The organism is Nonomuraea sp. NPDC050227 (genome assembly GCF_044459705.1).
In the GTDB taxonomy this organism is placed as follows: Bacteria; Actinomycetota; Actinomycetes; order Streptosporangiales; family Streptosporangiaceae; genus Nonomuraea.
In genome coordinates this window covers 173,109-188,002 of sequence record NZ_JBITJF010000006.1, presented here as the reverse complement: position 1 = coordinate 188,002, position 14,894 = coordinate 173,109, and the positions used below count along the sequence as shown (strand labels likewise).

Genomic DNA, 14,894 nt, shown 5'->3' with positions numbered 1-14,894 from the left:
GAGGCGCCCCCGCAGATCTGTCGTCATCACCCATCGCAGGATTCACACCTGTGACCCGCCGTGCCTCATGCGCGGACGGTGAGCAAAGGAGCACCCCCCGATGGCCAAGCACGCCATGATGACCACGTCCCATATCGCCAAGCTCGCTCTCGGCGCGACCATCGCCGTGACCGCGCTGGGCACCACTGCCGCCGTCAGCGCCGCGACCGCGCACCGGACCGACGCCCAGACCGCCGCGCAGCGGTCGGCCGCGCAGGGTTCGGCCCAGGGCCGGGTGAACGTCACCGCCGCCCAGGTGCTGGCCACCGCCCGCGCCCAGGTCGGCACCTCCGAGGACGCCAACGGCGGCGGCACCAAGTTCCAGAAGTGGTACGCCGACTCGCAGCGCGCCGGCGAGACCGTCGCCCGCGACGGCGGCAGCCGCCAGGACTACCTGAACGCCGCCTGGTGCTCGATGTTCGTCTCCTGGGTCGGCGAGCAGACCGGCGCCCGCCCGCAGGTCGGCTGGGACGCCTACACCGTGACCCACGCCAAGTGGTTCGCCGCCAACGACCGCTGGGGCACCGAGGCCAGGCCGGGCGCCGTCGTCTTCTTCTCCTGGAGCGGCAGCAAGAGCCTGAGCGACATCCAGCACGTCGGCTTCGTCGTCAAGGACAACGGCGACGGCACGATCTCCACGATCGAGGGCAACACCGGCAACGGCAAGGTCGAGGAGCGCGTCCGGCCGACCTCGCAGGTCGTCGGCTACGGTTACCCGTCCTACGCCGCCTGACACATCGACACAGCGCGCATTCCTGCCCGGGATGCGCGCTTTGTTGTATTACCGCACGTCAGAGCGACTGTGACGCTCGGCACACCTCTCTCCCCGATAAATGTGCATGATGCCTAGTAGGGCACTTTCCCGCGTACGGCAGGCTGATTGACAGGAACCACGGCACGCCGTCAGCAAGATGTAAGGGTGCCGAAAGGGGACGGGGGCATGGTTAGGACATGAGACCAGGCGAGAACCCGCGAGCAGCTGAAACTGTCGGTGCCGGCCCTGAGACTGGGTAGGACGCCGACGTTCCACCACTGACGACAGAAGTTGAAGGACGTGATGGAGATGCGCCAGACACAGGTTCGCCGCCGGCCGAGGAAGCCGGTCGGCGCCACCCTGGACCTTCGCACGCCGTCGGGGCGACAGTTGCCCTTTTGAACATCAGGAAGCAGGAGCGCCATCTGAGAGGTGCGCGATGATGTGCAGTCACTTTCCCGTATGCCCCAGTGCGGACTCGCCCGACCGTGAGCGTTCGCACGTGATCTCGGCCCACCCCGACCAGGGCTGGAGCCTCCTCTGCAACGGCGTGGTGCTGTTCGAGGACACGGGTCTGCTCCTGCCTGACGGCAGCGTCGTCGCCCCCCACCGAGCCGCCGTCGCGGCCTGAGACGCCCGGGGGCAACCCCCCGTCGTCCGGTGCCGAGGGGCTTCGACCGCCGCCCGGCACCCTTCGACGCGCTCGGGCCCTACCTGCGCCCGATGCTCAGCACCGGCCCGGTGCGGTCGGTGAAGAAGTCCTCACCCTTGTCGTCGACGACGATGAAGGCGGGGAAGTCCTCGACCTCGATCTTCCACACCGCCTCCATGCCCAGCTCGGGGTATTCGAGCACCTCCACCTTCCTGATGCAGTCCTGGGCCAGCCGGGCCGCCGGGCCGCCGATGGAGCCCAGGTAGAAGCCGCCGAACTTCTGGCACGCCTCGGTGACCTGCCGGGACCTGTTGCCCTTGGCCAGCATGACCATCGAGCCGCCCGCCGCCTGGAAGCGCTCGACGTAGGAGTCCATGCGGCCGGCCGTGGTGGGGCCGAACGAGCCGGAGGCGTAGCCCTCGGGGGTCTTGGCCGGGCCGGCGTAGTAGACCGCGTGGTCCTTGAGGTACTGCGGCATCTCGCCGCCGTCGTCGAGCAGCTCGGCGATCTTGGCGTGCGCGATGTCGCGGGCGACGACGAGCGGGCCGGTGAGGGAGAGCCGCGTCTTGACGGGGTACTTCGTCAGCTCGGCCAGGATCTCCGGCATCGGCCGGTTGAGGTCGATGCGGACGACGTCGTCGGACAGGTGCTCGTCGGTGGTCTCCGGCAGGAAGCGGGCCGGGTCGGTCTCCAGCTTCTCCAGGAACACGCCCTCGGCCGTGATCTTGGCCAGCGCCTGGCGGTCGGCCGAGCACGACACCGCGATGGCCACCGGGCAGGACGCGCCGTGCCGGGGCAGGCGGATCACGCGCACGTCGTGGCAGAAGTACTTGCCGCCGAACTGGGCGCCGATGCCGAGCTTCTGCGTCAGCTCGAAGACCTTGGCCTCCAGCTCCAGGTCGCGGAAGCCGTGCCCGGAGGGCGAGCCCTCGGTGGGGATGGAGTCGAGGTAGCGGGCGCTGGCGTACTTGGCGGTCTTGAGCGCGAACTCGGCGGAGGTGCCGCCCACCACCACGGCCAGGTGGTACGGCGGGCAGGCCGCGGTGCCCAGCGAGCGGATCTTCTCCTCCAGGAAGGCCAGCATGCGCTTCTCGTTGAGCACCGCCTTGGTCTCCTGGTAGAGGAACGACTTGTTGGCCGAGCCGCCGCCCTTGGCCATGAACAGCAGCTTGTACTCGTCGGCGTGGCCGTGGGGGTCCTCGGCGTAGAGCTCGATCTGGGCGGGCAGGTTGCTGCCGGTGTTCTTCTCCTCCCACATGGTCAGCGGGGCCATCTGGGAGTAGCGCAGGTTGAGCTTGGTGTAGGCGTCGTACACGCCCTTCGAGATGTGCTCGGCGTCGCGGCCGTCGGTCAGCACGTGGCGGCCGCGCTTGCCCATGACGATGGCGGTGCCGGTGTCCTGGCACATCGGCAGCACGCCGCCGGCCGAGATCGAGGCGTTCTTCAGCAGGTCGAGGGCGACGAACCGGTCGTTCCCGCTGGACTCGGGGTCATCGACGATCTTGCGCAGCTGCGCCAGGTGCGACGTGCGCAGGAAGTGGGAGATGTCGTGGACCGCGGTCTCGGTGAGCAGCCGCAGGGCCTCGGGGTCGACCTCCAGGAACGTACGCCCGGCCGCTTCGACCTTCCGCACCCCCTCCGACGTGATCAGCCGGTACTCGGTCTCATCGGCGCCCAGGGGAAGCAGATCGGTGTAGTCGAAGTCCATGTCCATAGAGGGTACGCCCCCCGTCAGGTGGTCATCCCGGGGCCGGCACGGGCTCCGGCGAGCGCCGCGCGGTGAGCCCCACCAGGATGCCGACGATCACCAGACCGGCCCCCGCCAGGTCGTAGACGCTCGGCGTCGCGATGCCGAGCGCGAGCCCCGTCACGATCGCGCCGACCGGGATGAGCCCGGCGAACAGCCCGGCCGTCCCGGGGCCGAGCCTGGGCAGCGAGGTGTACCAGAGGAAGAAGGCCACGACCGTGACCACGACCGCCAGGTACACGAAGCCCAGCGTCTCGGCCGCGGTCGGCGTCCTGAACATGGCCGAGCCCTCCTGGACCAGGCCGACCACGGCCAGCATGGGCACGGCCAGCGCCGTCGAGTACGCCGACACCCGGATCGCCCCCAGCTTCGGCAGCAGGGGGATGGCCAGCATGGAGAAGCTCACCTCGCCTGCCAATGCCCCGAGCGCCCACAGCAGGCCGGTCGGGTTCCCGCTGCCCAGCCCGGTCGCCAGCGTCGCGCCGGCCACCACCACCGACGCCCCCACCAGCAGCCGCGGCGCCGGACGCCCGCCGGCCAGCGCCAGCGCCAGCGGCACGGTGCCGAGGACGGTGCCCACCAGCGCCGGCCCCGAGGCCCGGGTGGACTCGACGACGCAGATGTTGAAGACCACCAGCCCGAGCAGGGTGAGCCCGCCCAGGTACAGGGTCTCCCGCCCGGTCAGCCGGACGAACCGCAGGCCGAGCGCCCTGGTGACGACCAGCAGGATGACCGCCGCGGCGAGATAGCGCACGGCCTGGCCGCCGTACACGGGATAGGAGCCGATCAGGCCGGACACTCCGGCCAGGGTGCCCACCAGGAACATGGCGGTGGCGGCTCCGGCGATTCCGTTTCTCATGTGCAGGATCGTAGGGAGACAATGGTTCGGGCAAACAGTCCAATAGGCCGCTATATGACAGGACCAATATGGCCGACCTGCACATCCAGATCAATCGGGATGCGGGAGGGATCGCTGGGCAGATCGCGGCCGAGCTGCGCGAGGGCGTGCGCCTCGGGCGGCTCGTGCCCGGCACCCGCCTGCCCGCCACCCGCGACCTCGCCGCCGACCTCCAGGTCTCCAGGGGCGTGGTGGTGGAGGCGTACGAGCAGCTGGTGGCCGAGGGGTTCCTGGTCTCGCGGGTGGGGGCCGGGACGGAGGTGGCCCCGCTGGGCGCCGTCCGGTCCGCCCGTCCGTGGCCGGTGGCCGACGGCGGCGCCTGCGGGCCGTACCAGGGGCACCGGGCCACGTCCCCCGACTTGGGGCACTTTCCCCGGGAGCGGTGGTCGGCGGCCGTCCGGCACGTGCTGGCCACCGTGCCGTCCGACGCGCTCGACTACGGCGACCCTGGCGGCGTCCCGGAGCTGCGCGAGGAGCTGGCCGGTTACCTGCGGCGGGTCAGGGCGGCCGACGTCCATCCCGACAATCTGGTCGTCGTGGGCGGCGTGGCGCAGGGGCTGAGCCTGGCGCTGCACGTCCTGGCCCGGCGCGGCGGCCTGCGCCTGATCGTCGAGGACCCCACCAGCCGCCGCCAGGTCCCGCTGCTGGAACGGGCCGGGGCCCGCCTGGTGCCGGTGCCCGTGGGCTGCGAGGGCCTGGTCACCGGCGCCATGGAGGGCGAGGCGGCGCTGGTCACGCCCGCACACCAGTACCCGACGGGCGTCGTGCTCTCCCCGGCCAGGCGGGCCGCGCTCATGGAATGGGCCTGCGCGGGCGACCGCACGATCCTGGAGGACGACTACGACGCCGAGTTCCGCTACGACCGCGACCCGGTCGGCTGCCTCCAGGGGCTGGCCCCCGACCGGGTGATCCTGACCGGCAGCGTCAGCAAGTCGCTCGCGCCCGGCCTGCGGCTCGGCTGGGTCGCCGCGCCCGCCCACCTGGCCGAGGCGATCCGCCGCGCCCGGAGCGAGCTCGACCTGGGCTCCCCGGTCATCGAGCAGTACGCGCTGGCCCACTTCCTGCGCACCGGCGGCTACGACAAACACCTGCGGCGCATGCGCAGGGAGTACCGCCGCCGCCGGGACGCCCTGGTCAGGGCGCTGGCCGATGAGCTGCCGGAGATCCGCGTCCGGGGCATCCAGGCCGGGCTGCACGTCTACCTCGACCTGCCGGACGGCTGGGACGAGCTGCGGGTCGTCCGCGCGGCCGAGGAGGTCGGCCTGGCCGCCGAGCCGGTCGCGCCGATGCGGTTCTCGCCCGGCCCGCCGGCGGTCGTGGTCGGGTTCGCCCGGCTGCCGGTGCATCAGGCGGCGGAGGCCGTACAAGGCTTGAAAGTCCGCATGTCCGGACATATCAAGGACTGAGGCGGAAAGTGGCACTGGAGGCGGCATGCGGGTGGGACTGCTGGGCCTGGGCCGGATCGGCGCGTTCCACGCGGCGAACCTGGCCGCGCACCCCCTGGTCGACGAGCTGATCGTGGCCGACCCGGTCAGGACCTCGCCGTACGGCAGGCCGGGGGACCCGTTCGAGGCCGACGCCGTGGTCATCGCCACGCCGACGAGCACGCACGCCGAGCTGCTGATCAGGGCGTGCGAGCGGGGCGTTCCCGTCCTGTGCGAGAAGCCGGTGGCGGGCACGGTCGCCGAGACGGTCAAGGTGCTGGAGGCGAGCGCGGGCCGGCGGGTGTGCATCGGGTTCCAGCGCAGGTTCGACCCCGGCTACCAGGCCGCCCGCGCGGCGCTGCGGGCCGGCGAGCTGGGCGAGCTGCACCGCGTCCACCTGGTGACGGCCGATCCCGCGCCGCCGCCCGCCGGGTACGTCCCGCTGTCCGGCGGCCTCTTCCGCGACTGCCACGTCCACGACTTCGACGCCCTGCGCTGGGTGACCGGGCGCGAGGTCGTCTCCGTCCACGCCGCCGGCGCGAACCGGGGGGCGGCGTTCTTCAAGGAGGCCGGCGACGTGGACAACAGCGCCGCGCTGCTCACCCTCGACGACGGCACGCTGGCCACCCTCCAGGGCTCCCGCTACAACGGCGCCGGCTACGACGTGCGCATGGAGCTGGCCGGCACGAAGGGCACCCAGGTGGCCGGGCTCGGGCCGCGCGCCCCGCTGCGCAGCGCCGAGGGCCTGCAGCCGCCCGGCCCGCCCTGGCCCGACTTCGTCGCCAGGTTCGGCCCCGCCTACGCGGCCGAGATCGACGCCTTTCTGCGCGGCGGCGAGGGCCTGTGCTCGGTCGAGGACGCCCTGGCCGCCCTGTACGTCGCCGAGGCCGCCGACCTGTCGCTGCGCGAAGCGCGTCCCGTCCAGGTGGCCGAGGTGCGCGGCTGAGGAGGCTCGCGGATCACGCCTGCGCGGCGGCCCGCCGGGGCGCGAAGCCCGGCGCGAGCGCGATGATCACGCCGGCCAGCAGCAGCGGCGCGACGAACGCCACCCGCCAGTCCGTGGCGTCGGCGATGCCGCCGATCAGCGCGGCTCCCACGATGAAGCCCACGTAGTTGAAGAGGTTCACCCGGGCGATGGCCACCCCGGTACCCGCCGGGTCCAGCTTGCCCGCCGCCGAGAACGACTGCGGCGCGACGACCGACAACCCCAGCCCGGTCAGCCCGAACGCGACGATCGCCAGCGGCTGGTTCGGGGCCACCACGACGCCGAGGAAGCCCAGCGTGGCCAGCGCGCCGCCGAGCCGGACGATGGCGGCCGGGCCGTAGCGGCGGACCGCTACGTCGCCGGCGAGCCGCACGGCCAGCGTCGCGCCCTGGTAGACGCTGTAGGCCAGCTTCGCCACGCTGTCCTGGGCCAGCAGGGCCTTGCCCATGAAGACGGTCGCGAAGTTCGACACCGCCGCGTCGCCGATGTAGAGGAAGCCCATCGCCAGGCAGAGCGGGATGATCGGCCGCCAGGGAAACTTGCCGGTCGCGGCCTCGACGACGTTCTCGACCTTCTCCTCGGCGATCGTGCACAGCTTCGGCCCGGCGTAGATCGACCCGGCCACCGCCAGGACCATGGGGATCGCCATGGTGACCGCCAGCGAGACCCGGCCGGCCGCGAACACCGCCCACAGGGCCCCGGCCAGGCTGAGGACGCTCCACACGCTGTGGAAGCCGTTCAGCACGGCGGTGCCGTACCGGCGTTCGACGGCCACGCCCTGCATGTTCATGCCCGCGTCCACCGCGCCGACCGCCAGGCCGAACAGCAGCAGCGCGGGCACGGCCAGCGGCACCGAGGGCGCGAGGCCGGTGAGCACCACGGCGAGCGCCACCGCGGGCTGCGCGACCCGCAGGAGCAGCTTGCTGCCGTACCGGGCGGCGAACGTGCCCGCGCCGACGCTGCCCACGCCGGCGAAGACGGGCACGATCAGCAGCAGGAGCGTGAGCGCCCCGTCGGTGAGCTCCAGCTCGGCCTGGAGGCTGGCCACCTGGACGAGCAGGGTGGCGAAGGAGAGGCCCTGCACGCCGTACACGACGTACGTGGCGGTACGGGCCTGACGATCACGCGGGGACGGCACGACGGCCTCCTGATCGGGGGGGAATCAAACGTGAGGCGGAGTCAGGTTAGCGGCTGCTCAGGGCCGTACGCCAGGGTCGGATCCGGCGGATAGGGTGCCTGGGTGAGACGGGGCTACGCGACCGGCGAGGCGCGCAAGGAGCGCATCCTGGCGGTCGCGCTGCTGGAGTTCGCCGAGCACGGCTACCGGGGCGCCTCGCTGGCCCGCATCGCCGAGCGGGTCGAGCTCTCCCAGGCCGGGCTGCTCCACCACTTCAGGAGCAAAGAGCGTCTGCTCGTCGCGGTGCTCGACTACCGCGACGAGCTCGACCGGCGCAGGTTCGGGCCAGGGCACGACGGCCACGACGGCGGCGCCGCCGCGCTGCGCGCCCTGGCCGACGTCGTCGACCACAACGCGCGGGTGCCGGGCCTCGTCCAGCTCTTCTCGGTGATCAGCGGCGAGGCGGTGACCCCCGGTCACCCCGGCCACGAGTGGGCCAGGCGGCGCTACCGGCGGCTGCGCGCCGACGTGGCCGCCGCGCTGCGCGCCGGCGTCGAGCGCGGCGAGTTCCGGGCCGGCCTCGACGCCGAGGCCCACGCCGACCGCCTGATCGCGATGATGGACGGCCTGCAGACCCAGTGGCTGATCGACCCCGGCCAGGTGGACATGGCGGCCGTCTTCCGCGGTTACGTGGAGGACCTCATCGCCGCTCTACGACCCGCCTGACCGCCCGCACGGGCTCGGCCTCCGCCAGCCGTCCGGCCGCCCACACCCCGAGGGCCAGCAACGCGGCCACCTCGGTCACCGCCAGCCCCCGTTCGACCAGGCCGAGGGGCATGACGCGGTACCACGGCAGCCCGTGGCGGGCGCCGATCAGCACCGCCGCGCCGATGCCCACGACCCACAGCGCCGAGCACACCCCCAGCCCGAACGCCACCATCGCCGACCTGCGGCGTTCCCGCTGCCGCCAGGGCCGGGCGATGACCAGCGCGGCGAGCGGCAGGCTGAGGAAGGCCACGAAACTGCCGACCCGGTGGATGCTGCCGCTCGTGCTCGGCCCGACCGCCCAGTCGTGCTTCTGGAACGACGCCGTCAGCAGCAGCCCCACGCTCCAGGCCATGAGCGCGACCGTGCCGACCGCCCCGGCCAGCCGCTTGCGCGCCAGCGAGACGCCGATGGCCGCCGACCCGGCCGCGAGCAGCCCCACGGCGAGCCCGAAGATCCACCCTTCGGGGCCGAGGCCGTGCTCGCTGATCGTGCGCCTGAACGGGTTCGTCTCGTCGAGGCTGGTCAGATCCAGGCCCGCGATCACGGCGATGCCCACTCCCGCCGCACCGAGCCCCCATCGCGCCGGTTGGTGCACGCCCGCCTCCCGGGATCAGCGGTCAGAAGCCTGTCGCGTGGATCAACGGCGGGGAACGCCGGACGATTCCGGCGTACAGGCATCGGCACGCCGACCGGACGATTCCGGCGCACGGTCACCGGCACGCCGAGGCGAACGGAGAGCCAGGTCGGGAGATCGGCGCGTTGCTCGGGCGGATTCGCCGATGTGCGCCCTGTTGGTCCGCTCTTGGGCGAGCGAATACCCGGGCCGCCGGATATCGTCAGAAGTGTGAACGAACGCGCGGGATCGTGGTTGCCGAAGCTGCAGGAAGTCGGAGAGCGGCTTGCTGAGGAGTTCGTGACGTCCCGGCGCGCACCGGCCGCGCCCGGCCTGCCGCAGCCGCACGAGCTGCGCGCCTCCGACGCCGACCGAGAACGCATCGCGCAGGTGCTCCAGGACGCCCACGCCGACGGCCGGCTCGACCTCGTCGAACTGGAGGAGCGGCTCGGCGTCGTCTACTCCGCGCGCACGCTCGGCGACCTCGCCGGGCTCACCGCCGACCTGCTCCCGGCCGAGGAGCAGCCGCTGAACCTCGACGGCCGGCCGGTGTCGGCCATCTTCAAGAAGGAGCAGCGCGGCGGGCGCTGGGTGGTGCCCGCCGAGCTCGACGTCACGGCCATGTTCGGCACGACCAAGCTGGACTTCCGCGACGCGATCCTGCAGAACAGCCGGATCGTCATCAACGCCACCCTGGTCTTCGGCGGCCTGGAGATCCACGTGCCGGAGGACCTTGAGGTGATCAGGGTCGCCAAGGGGGAGACCGTCCGCCTGACCAGGCAGCCGGTCGAGCCCGGCGGGCCCGTGGTCGAGGTGCGCACCACGAACTTCGCCGGCGACATCAAGATCAAGGAACCGCCCAGGCGCAGACGCCGCCGCTGAGGCGGGTCAGCCGGCCGTGTCGAAGTTGATCGCGCTGTAGGCGCGCAGCTTCCAGAGCTGGTGCTCGCTCTCGATCTTCCTGATGGTCCCCGACCGGCCGCGCATCACCAGCGAGCTGGTCACCGCCGCGCCCGACCTGAACCGCACGCCCTGCATCAGCTCGCCCTGGGTGATGCCGGTCGCGGCGAAGAACACGTCGTCCGACCTGACCAGGTCGTTCGTGGTGAGCACCTGGCTGAGGTCGTGCCCGGCGTCGACGGCCTTGGCGCGCTCGGCGTCGTCGCGCGGCCACAGCCGGCCCTGGATCACGCCGCCCAGGCACTTCAGCGCGCACGCGGCCACGATGCCCTCGGGCGTGCCGCCGATGCCCAGCATCAGGTCGATGCCGGTGCCCGCGCGGGCCGCCATGATCGCGCCGGCCACGTCGCCGTCGACGATGAACTTGATCCGCGCGCCCGTCTCCCTGATCTCCTTGACCAGCTTCTCGTGCCGCGGCCGGTCCAGCACGACCACCGTGACGTCGGACGGCGAGCAGTGCTTGGCCCTGGCCACGGCGTTGATGTTGTCGGCCACCGACGCCTCGATGTTCACCACGTCGGCCGCCTCCGGCCCGGTGACCAGCTTCTCCATGTAGAACACCGCGGACGGGTCGTACATCGAGCCGCGCTCGCTCACCGCGATCACCGACACCGCGTCCGGCATGCCGAGCGCCGTCAGCCTGGTCCCGTCGATCGGGTCCACCGCCACGTCGCAGTCGGGGCCGCTGCCGTCGCCGACGCGCTCGCCGTTGTACAACATCGGGGCGTGGTCCTTCTCGCCCTCCCCGATGACCACCACGCCGTTCATCGACACCGTGTTGATCAGCTGGCGCATGGCGTTGACCGCCGCGCCGTCGGCGCCGTTCTTGTCGCCGCGGCCCACCCAGCGGGCCGCGGCCATGGCGGCCGCCTCCGTCACGCGTACCAGCTCCATCGCCAGGTTGCGGTCGGGGGCGTGCTCGCCCGTCGCGAGCGCTGCCGGTACCGACGTCTGATCGGACATGATGAGCCTCCTCGTTGAGAACTCTCTCGATCGTAGTTGCCGGTCTATTCCCGGTCAGAGGGGGATAATCTGCCCAGTCCGGCTCAGCTCTCTGCACAAGGGCCGCCACGCGATGGTCAGGGACCGGCGAAAAGGGATATCTATATGGGTGCCCCGCATGACGGAGACCGGATTTTGCGCCATATCGCGTGCGCGTAGGAGATCTCGCCTCCACCATGGACATGCGCCCCCGCCGTGGAGGAGATCGAATGAGCGAAGTGGAACACGCGGTGACCCAGCCTCGCACGTCCGAGCGGGGGGCTGCGACGCGGAGCTCGCTGCTGGCCGCCGCGCGGGAGGTCTTCGTCTCCAAGGGGTTCGCCGAGGCCGGCGTGACGGACGTCGTCGCCAGGGCCGACGCCAGCGTGGGCAGCCTCTACCACCATTTCTCCGGCAAGGCCGACCTCTACCTCACGTTGTGGGAGGAATGGCAGGCCCGCCAGGCCCAGCGCACCAAGCAGGCCGCCCGTACGGCCCGCGCCGCCGCCGAGGGCGACCCCATGCGGGTGTTCATCGACGCCGCCCGCGCCTACCTCGAAGGCTGCCTGGAGGAACGCGAGCTGGCCGCCCTGTTCCTGCGCGGCGACGGCCCGCCCGGCTTCGAGGTGGTCATGCGCGACCGGCTGCGCACGTGGGCCCAGCGCAACGCCGCCCTGTTCGAGGACGAGCCCGCGCTCGTCGTCGTGGTCACCGGCGCCCTGGCCGCGGCCGTCAGCGAGATCGTCTTCTCCGGCGACCGCGCGATGGTCGACGACGTGCTGGCGATCATCGGCCAGATCAGGCCCGCCGCTTCGGCGACCGCGCCCTCCAGCGGGTAACCTCGCCAAGTGTGCGACGGTTCAGCCAAAGTTTCTACGGCTACGCGGTAGCCCTCTTCGTGTGCCTGGCGGGCGTGGGGCTCTTCATGCTCGTCGCCCCGCAGAGCCGTGAGGAGCACATCCCGCGGCTCGACTACTCCATCACCGTCGCCAACTTCGGGCACGACGTGCCCTACCAGGTGTGGTCCCCGCAGAAGGACCCGGCGGGCTGGGTGCCCAACAGCAACAGGATCGCCAAGGGCGAGAACGGCGCTCAGGTGCTCTACCTGGGCTACGCCACCGCCGAGCGGCAGCACGCCATGTTCGCCCAGAGCGACGAGAAGCCGGCCGCCGAGTTCGCCAACCGCATGACCGGCATCGCCAAGCCGTCCGGCAGCCAGCAGGTGGGCGGGGTGACGTGGGAGAGGCGTTTCCGCGAGGACAAGAACCAGCGCTCGCTCGTGCGGGTGCTCCCCGACGTCACCCTCGTCATCACCGGCACGGCCGACTGGCCCGAGCTGACCGAGCTGGCCGGGCTCCTGCAGCAGCGCGCCAAGGGATGACCCTGGCCGGGCGCGGCGGCGTCTAGGGTGGTGGCCGTGGCAGACGAGAAGACACCTTCGTACGAGCAGGCCCGCGAGGAGCTGACCGAGGTGGTGCGCCGCCTGGAGACGGGCGGGCTCACCCTGGAGCAGTCGATCGAGCTCTGGGAGCGCGGCGAGCGGCTCGCGGCCGTCTGCGAGGAGTGGCTGCAGGGCGCCCGGGTCAAGCTCGCCGCCGCCATGGCGAGGCGCTCGGAGCCGGGCGCCGACGACGCCCCCTTCTGATCCGTCAGGAGGCGGTGCGGTTGAGCGCCACCACGGGGATGCGGCGGCTGGTCTTGGCCTCGTACTCCGCGAAGCCGGGGGCGATCTCGACCATGCGGGCGTAGAGCCGGTCGCGCTCGTCGCCCTCGACGAACTCCGCCTTCACCTCGAACGTCTCGGTGCCGACCTCGGCGGTCGCCGCGGGGTTGGCGCGCAGGTTGTGGTACCAGGCCGGGTGGTTGTCGGCGCCCGCGTTGGAGGCGATGATCACGTAGCGGTCGCCGTCGGCCAGGTACATCACCGGCGTGGTCGTCGGCTTGCCGCTCTTGGCGCCCGTCGTGGTGAGCAGCACCAGCGACGCGCCCTCGAACGGGCCGCCCACCCGGCCCTCGTTGGCCCGGAATTCGTCAATGACCTGCTGGTTGAACGAGTTGGTCATCCTCAGCTCCTCATAATCGGAGAGTTCTCCGATTCGGAGAATACCGGAGAGCTCTCCGTTCACAAGGGGGTTATGCTCCAGGCGTGTGCGCACGTCCCCTGCTGCCCGTCGTCGGGCAGGCCCAGCCCGAGCGGGCCGACGCCGCGCGCAACCGCCGGAAGATCATCGAGGTGGCCGCCGCGATGATCGCCGAGCGCGGCGCCGACGAGCTCTCGCTCGACGAGGTGGCCAAGGCCGCCTGCGTCGGGGTGGGCACCGTCTACCGGCGCTTCGGCGACCGCGCGGGGCTCGTCCTCGCGCTGATCGACGAGCGGGAGCGGCGCTTCCAGGCGGCGTTCCTGAGCGGCCCGCCGCCGCTCGGGCCCGGCGCGCCGCCGGCCGAGCGGGTCACGGCGTTCCTGCACGCGCTGGTCGATCGCATCGTCGAGCAGCAGGACCTGTTCCTGCTGCTGGAGAACGGGCCGGGCAAGGTGCGCTACAGCGGGCCGTACAAGGTGCATCAGGTGCATCTGGCTAGCCTGCTCGCCGCGGCCCGGCCGGGGGCCCACGCCGACTACCTGGCCGACGCGCTGCTCGCGCCGGTCACCGCCTGGCTGATCAAGTTCCAGCGGGAGGAGCGCGGCATGACGGTGGAGGACGTCAAGGCCGGCCTCGCGGACCTGGCCGCCGCCGTCGTGCGGGCGCCCTAGTCCTCCGTACGGACCGTGAGCCGGTCGTCGCTCAGCCTGATCGTCAGCGGGGAGCCCGGCGGCACGTCCTTGGCCAGGCGCACGACCTCGCCCGACGGATGTTGCACGATCGCGTAGCCGCGCTCCAGCGTGGCCGCGGGCGACAACGCGACCAGGCGGGCCCGCAGGTGCGTGAGGTCGTCGGCGGCCCGGTCGAGCGAGCCGGTCAGCGACCGCCTGGCCCGCTCCCGCAGCGCGTCGACCTGCTCGGCCCGGCGTTCGAGCTCGCGCACCGGATCGGCCAGCGACGGCCGCGAGCGCACCGACGTCAGCCAGGACATCTCGCGGTCGAGCCAGCCGTTGAGCACCCGCCGCCCGCGGTCGCGCAGCTGACGGATCAGCGCGAGCTGCTCGCCCACGTCGGGGACGACCTTCTTGGCGGCGTCGGTGGGCGTGGAGGCGCGTACGTCGGCCACCAGGTCGAGCAGCGGGCTGTCCTGCTCGTGGCCGATCGCGCTGACCACGGGGGTGCGGCAGGCGGCCACCGCGCGCACGAGCGTCTCGTCGGAGAAGGGCAGCAGGTCCTCCAGCGAACCGCCGCCGCGGGCCACCACGATCACCTCGACCTCGGGGTCGGCGTCGAGCTTGCGCAGCGCCTCGGTGACCTCCCCGACCGCGTACGGCCCCTGGACGGCCACCTCCTCCACCTTGAACCGCACGGCCGGCCAGCGGCGGCGGGCGTTCTCCAGCACGTCGCGCTCGGCGGCCGAGTCGCGCCCGCAGACGAGCCCGATCGTGCCCGGCAGGAACGGCAGCCGCCGCTTCCTGTCGGCGTTGAACAGCCCCTCGGTGGCCAGCAGCCGGCGCAGCCGCTCCAGCCTGGCCAGCAGTTCGCCCACGCCGACCGGCCGGATCTCCATCGCCGTGAAGGCGAACGAGCCCTTGTTGACCCAGAAGTCCGGCTTGACGTGCACCACGACCCGCGCGCCGTCGGAGGGACGCGGCTCGGCGGCCTCGTAGACGCCGCGCGGAGCCGTGACCCGGGCCGAGACGTTGGCCACCGGGTCACGCAGGGTCAGGAACACCGTGCCGCCGCGCGCGCTCAGATCGGTGATCTGGCCCTCGACCCACACCGTGCCGAGTCTGCCGATCCAGCCGCCCACCATCTGCAGGACCGTGCGGATCGGCAGGGGAGACTCGGGTGTGGTCTTCGAGGTCATGGCGG

At 72.1% G+C, this 14,894-nt stretch carries 17 protein-coding genes; 10 read left to right on the top strand and 7 right to left on the bottom strand.

Annotated features, from left to right (window positions below):
• The first annotated feature begins 100 nt into the window (after positions 1 to 100).
• Positions 101 to 772, top strand: a complete 672-nt coding sequence (locus tag ACIBK9_RS24380) for a CHAP domain-containing protein (RefSeq protein ID WP_397161301.1) — start codon at positions 101 to 103, stop codon at positions 770 to 772.
• A gap of 463 nt (positions 773 to 1,235) precedes the next feature.
• A complete protein-coding gene (locus tag ACIBK9_RS24375) occupies positions 1,236 to 1,424 on the top strand; it encodes a DUF5999 family protein (protein WP_358294619.1) in 189 nt (62 codons plus the stop codon).
• A gap of 79 nt (positions 1,425 to 1,503) precedes the next feature.
• Here the strand turns inward: ACIBK9_RS24375 and ACIBK9_RS24370 are convergent, their stop codons facing one another.
• Complete coding sequence (locus ACIBK9_RS24370) at positions 1,504 to 3,153, bottom strand: fumarate hydratase (RefSeq protein WP_387677097.1); 1,650 nt, start codon at positions 3,151 to 3,153, stop codon at positions 1,504 to 1,506.
• A gap of 31 nt (positions 3,154 to 3,184) precedes the next feature.
• Positions 3,185 to 4,051 carry a DMT family transporter gene (locus tag ACIBK9_RS24365; protein WP_387677100.1) on the bottom strand — a complete coding sequence of 289 codons (867 nt, stop codon included), beginning with the start codon at positions 4,049 to 4,051 and terminating at the stop codon, positions 3,185 to 3,187.
• A 68-nt stretch (positions 4,052 to 4,119) separates the two neighbouring features.
• Here ACIBK9_RS24365 and ACIBK9_RS24360 point away from each other — a divergent pair, with 68 nt between their 5' ends.
• Together ACIBK9_RS24360 and ACIBK9_RS24355 are read left to right on the top strand one after the other, a co-directional pair.
• Positions 4,120 to 5,496: a PLP-dependent aminotransferase family protein gene (locus ACIBK9_RS24360; RefSeq protein WP_397161298.1), complete on the top strand. Its 1,377-nt coding sequence runs from the start codon at positions 4,120 to 4,122 to the stop codon at positions 5,494 to 5,496.
• Between the two features lie 25 nt (positions 5,497 to 5,521).
• A complete protein-coding gene (locus tag ACIBK9_RS24355; RefSeq protein ID WP_397161296.1) occupies positions 5,522 to 6,460 on the top strand; it encodes a Gfo/Idh/MocA family oxidoreductase in 939 nt (312 codons plus the stop codon).
• Positions 6,461 to 6,473: 13 nt separating this feature from the next.
• On the opposite strand, the gene ACIBK9_RS24350 is transcribed toward ACIBK9_RS24355, so the two are convergent.
• Positions 6,474 to 7,637 (bottom strand): MFS transporter, encoded by a 1,164-nt coding sequence (locus tag ACIBK9_RS24350; RefSeq protein WP_397161294.1) that lies wholly within the window; start codon positions 7,635 to 7,637, stop codon positions 6,474 to 6,476.
• Between the two features lie 102 nt (positions 7,638 to 7,739).
• Between ACIBK9_RS24350 and ACIBK9_RS24345 the strand changes: the two genes are divergently transcribed.
• On the top strand, positions 7,740 to 8,342 hold the full coding sequence (locus tag ACIBK9_RS24345; protein ID WP_397161292.1) for a TetR/AcrR family transcriptional regulator: 603 nt from the start codon (positions 7,740 to 7,742) through the stop codon (positions 8,340 to 8,342).
• On the opposite strand, the gene ACIBK9_RS24340 is transcribed toward ACIBK9_RS24345, so the two are convergent.
• Positions 8,317 to 8,979: a DUF998 domain-containing protein gene (locus ACIBK9_RS24340; protein ID WP_397161290.1), complete on the bottom strand. Its 663-nt coding sequence runs from the start codon at positions 8,977 to 8,979 to the stop codon at positions 8,317 to 8,319. The genes ACIBK9_RS24345 and ACIBK9_RS24340 overlap by 26 nt on opposite strands.
• A 249-nt stretch (positions 8,980 to 9,228) precedes the next feature.
• On the opposite strand from ACIBK9_RS24340, the gene ACIBK9_RS24335 reads away from it, so the two are divergent.
• Positions 9,229 to 9,879 (top strand): DUF1707 domain-containing protein, encoded by a 651-nt coding sequence (locus ACIBK9_RS24335; protein WP_387677115.1) that lies wholly within the window; start codon positions 9,229 to 9,231, stop codon positions 9,877 to 9,879.
• A gap of 6 nt (positions 9,880 to 9,885) precedes the next feature.
• Here ACIBK9_RS24335 and glpX read toward each other — a convergent pair whose 3' ends face one another.
• Positions 9,886 to 10,920, bottom strand: coding sequence for a class II fructose-bisphosphatase (glpX, locus tag ACIBK9_RS24330; protein WP_352325444.1), 1,035 nt, complete (start codon positions 10,918 to 10,920; stop codon positions 9,886 to 9,888).
• Positions 10,921 to 11,168: 248 nt separating this feature from the next.
• Between glpX and ACIBK9_RS24325 the strand changes: the two genes are divergently transcribed.
• From ACIBK9_RS24325 to ACIBK9_RS24315, 3 genes are read left to right on the top strand one after another with little or no spacing between them, the layout of a single operon-like run.
• Positions 11,169 to 11,777 carry a TetR/AcrR family transcriptional regulator gene (locus ACIBK9_RS24325; RefSeq protein ID WP_387677121.1) on the top strand — a complete coding sequence of 203 codons (609 nt, stop codon included), beginning with the start codon at positions 11,169 to 11,171 and terminating at the stop codon, positions 11,775 to 11,777.
• A gap of 11 nt (positions 11,778 to 11,788) precedes the next feature.
• Positions 11,789 to 12,319 (top strand): DUF4245 domain-containing protein, encoded by a 531-nt coding sequence (locus ACIBK9_RS24320; protein WP_358294448.1) that lies wholly within the window; start codon positions 11,789 to 11,791, stop codon positions 12,317 to 12,319.
• Between the two features lie 36 nt (positions 12,320 to 12,355).
• Positions 12,356 to 12,583 (top strand): exodeoxyribonuclease VII small subunit, encoded by a 228-nt coding sequence (locus ACIBK9_RS24315; RefSeq protein WP_352325447.1) that lies wholly within the window; start codon positions 12,356 to 12,358, stop codon positions 12,581 to 12,583.
• A 4-nt stretch (positions 12,584 to 12,587) separates the two neighbouring features.
• Here ACIBK9_RS24315 and ACIBK9_RS24310 read toward each other — a convergent pair whose 3' ends face one another.
• A complete protein-coding gene (locus tag ACIBK9_RS24310) occupies positions 12,588 to 13,001 on the bottom strand; it encodes a nitroreductase family deazaflavin-dependent oxidoreductase (RefSeq protein ID WP_397161286.1) in 414 nt (137 codons plus the stop codon).
• Between the two features lie 83 nt (positions 13,002 to 13,084).
• On the opposite strand from ACIBK9_RS24310, the gene ACIBK9_RS24305 reads away from it, so the two are divergent.
• Positions 13,085 to 13,690 carry a TetR/AcrR family transcriptional regulator gene (locus ACIBK9_RS24305; protein ID WP_397161284.1) on the top strand — a complete coding sequence of 202 codons (606 nt, stop codon included), beginning with the start codon at positions 13,085 to 13,087 and terminating at the stop codon, positions 13,688 to 13,690.
• Here the strand turns inward: ACIBK9_RS24305 and xseA are convergent.
• On the bottom strand, positions 13,687 to 14,889 hold the full coding sequence (gene xseA, locus ACIBK9_RS24300; protein ID WP_364337777.1) for an exodeoxyribonuclease VII large subunit: 1,203 nt from the start codon (positions 14,887 to 14,889) through the stop codon (positions 13,687 to 13,689). The two genes, ACIBK9_RS24305 and xseA, sit on opposite strands and share 4 nt — an antisense overlap.
• Between the last annotated feature and the right edge of the window lie 5 nt (positions 14,890 to 14,894).

Coding starts and splice junctions, on each gene's coding strand:
- ACIBK9_RS24380 (WP_397161301.1), top strand. CDS start 101: ATGGCCAAGCACGCCATGATGACCACGTCCCATATCGCCAAGCTCGCT.
- ACIBK9_RS24375 (WP_358294619.1), top strand. CDS start 1,236: ATGTGCAGTCACTTTCCCGTATGCCCCAGTGCGGACTCGCCCGACCGT.
- ACIBK9_RS24370 (WP_387677097.1), bottom strand. CDS start 3,153: ATGGACTTCGACTACACCGATCTGCTTCCCCTGGGCGCCGATGAGACC.
- ACIBK9_RS24365 (WP_387677100.1), bottom strand. CDS start 4,051: ATGAGAAACGGAATCGCCGGAGCCGCCACCGCCATGTTCCTGGTGGGC.
- ACIBK9_RS24360 (WP_397161298.1), top strand. CDS start 4,120: ATGGCCGACCTGCACATCCAGATCAATCGGGATGCGGGAGGGATCGCT.
- ACIBK9_RS24355 (WP_397161296.1), top strand. CDS start 5,522: ATGCGGGTGGGACTGCTGGGCCTGGGCCGGATCGGCGCGTTCCACGCG.
- glpX (WP_352325444.1), bottom strand. CDS start 10,920: ATGTCCGATCAGACGTCGGTACCGGCAGCGCTCGCGACGGGCGAGCAC.
- ACIBK9_RS24325 (WP_387677121.1), top strand. CDS start 11,169: ATGAGCGAAGTGGAACACGCGGTGACCCAGCCTCGCACGTCCGAGCGG.
- ACIBK9_RS24310 (WP_397161286.1), bottom strand. CDS start 13,001: ATGACCAACTCGTTCAACCAGCAGGTCATTGACGAATTCCGGGCCAAC.
- xseA (WP_364337777.1), bottom strand. CDS start 14,889: ATGACCTCGAAGACCACACCCGAGTCTCCCCTGCCGATCCGCACGGTC.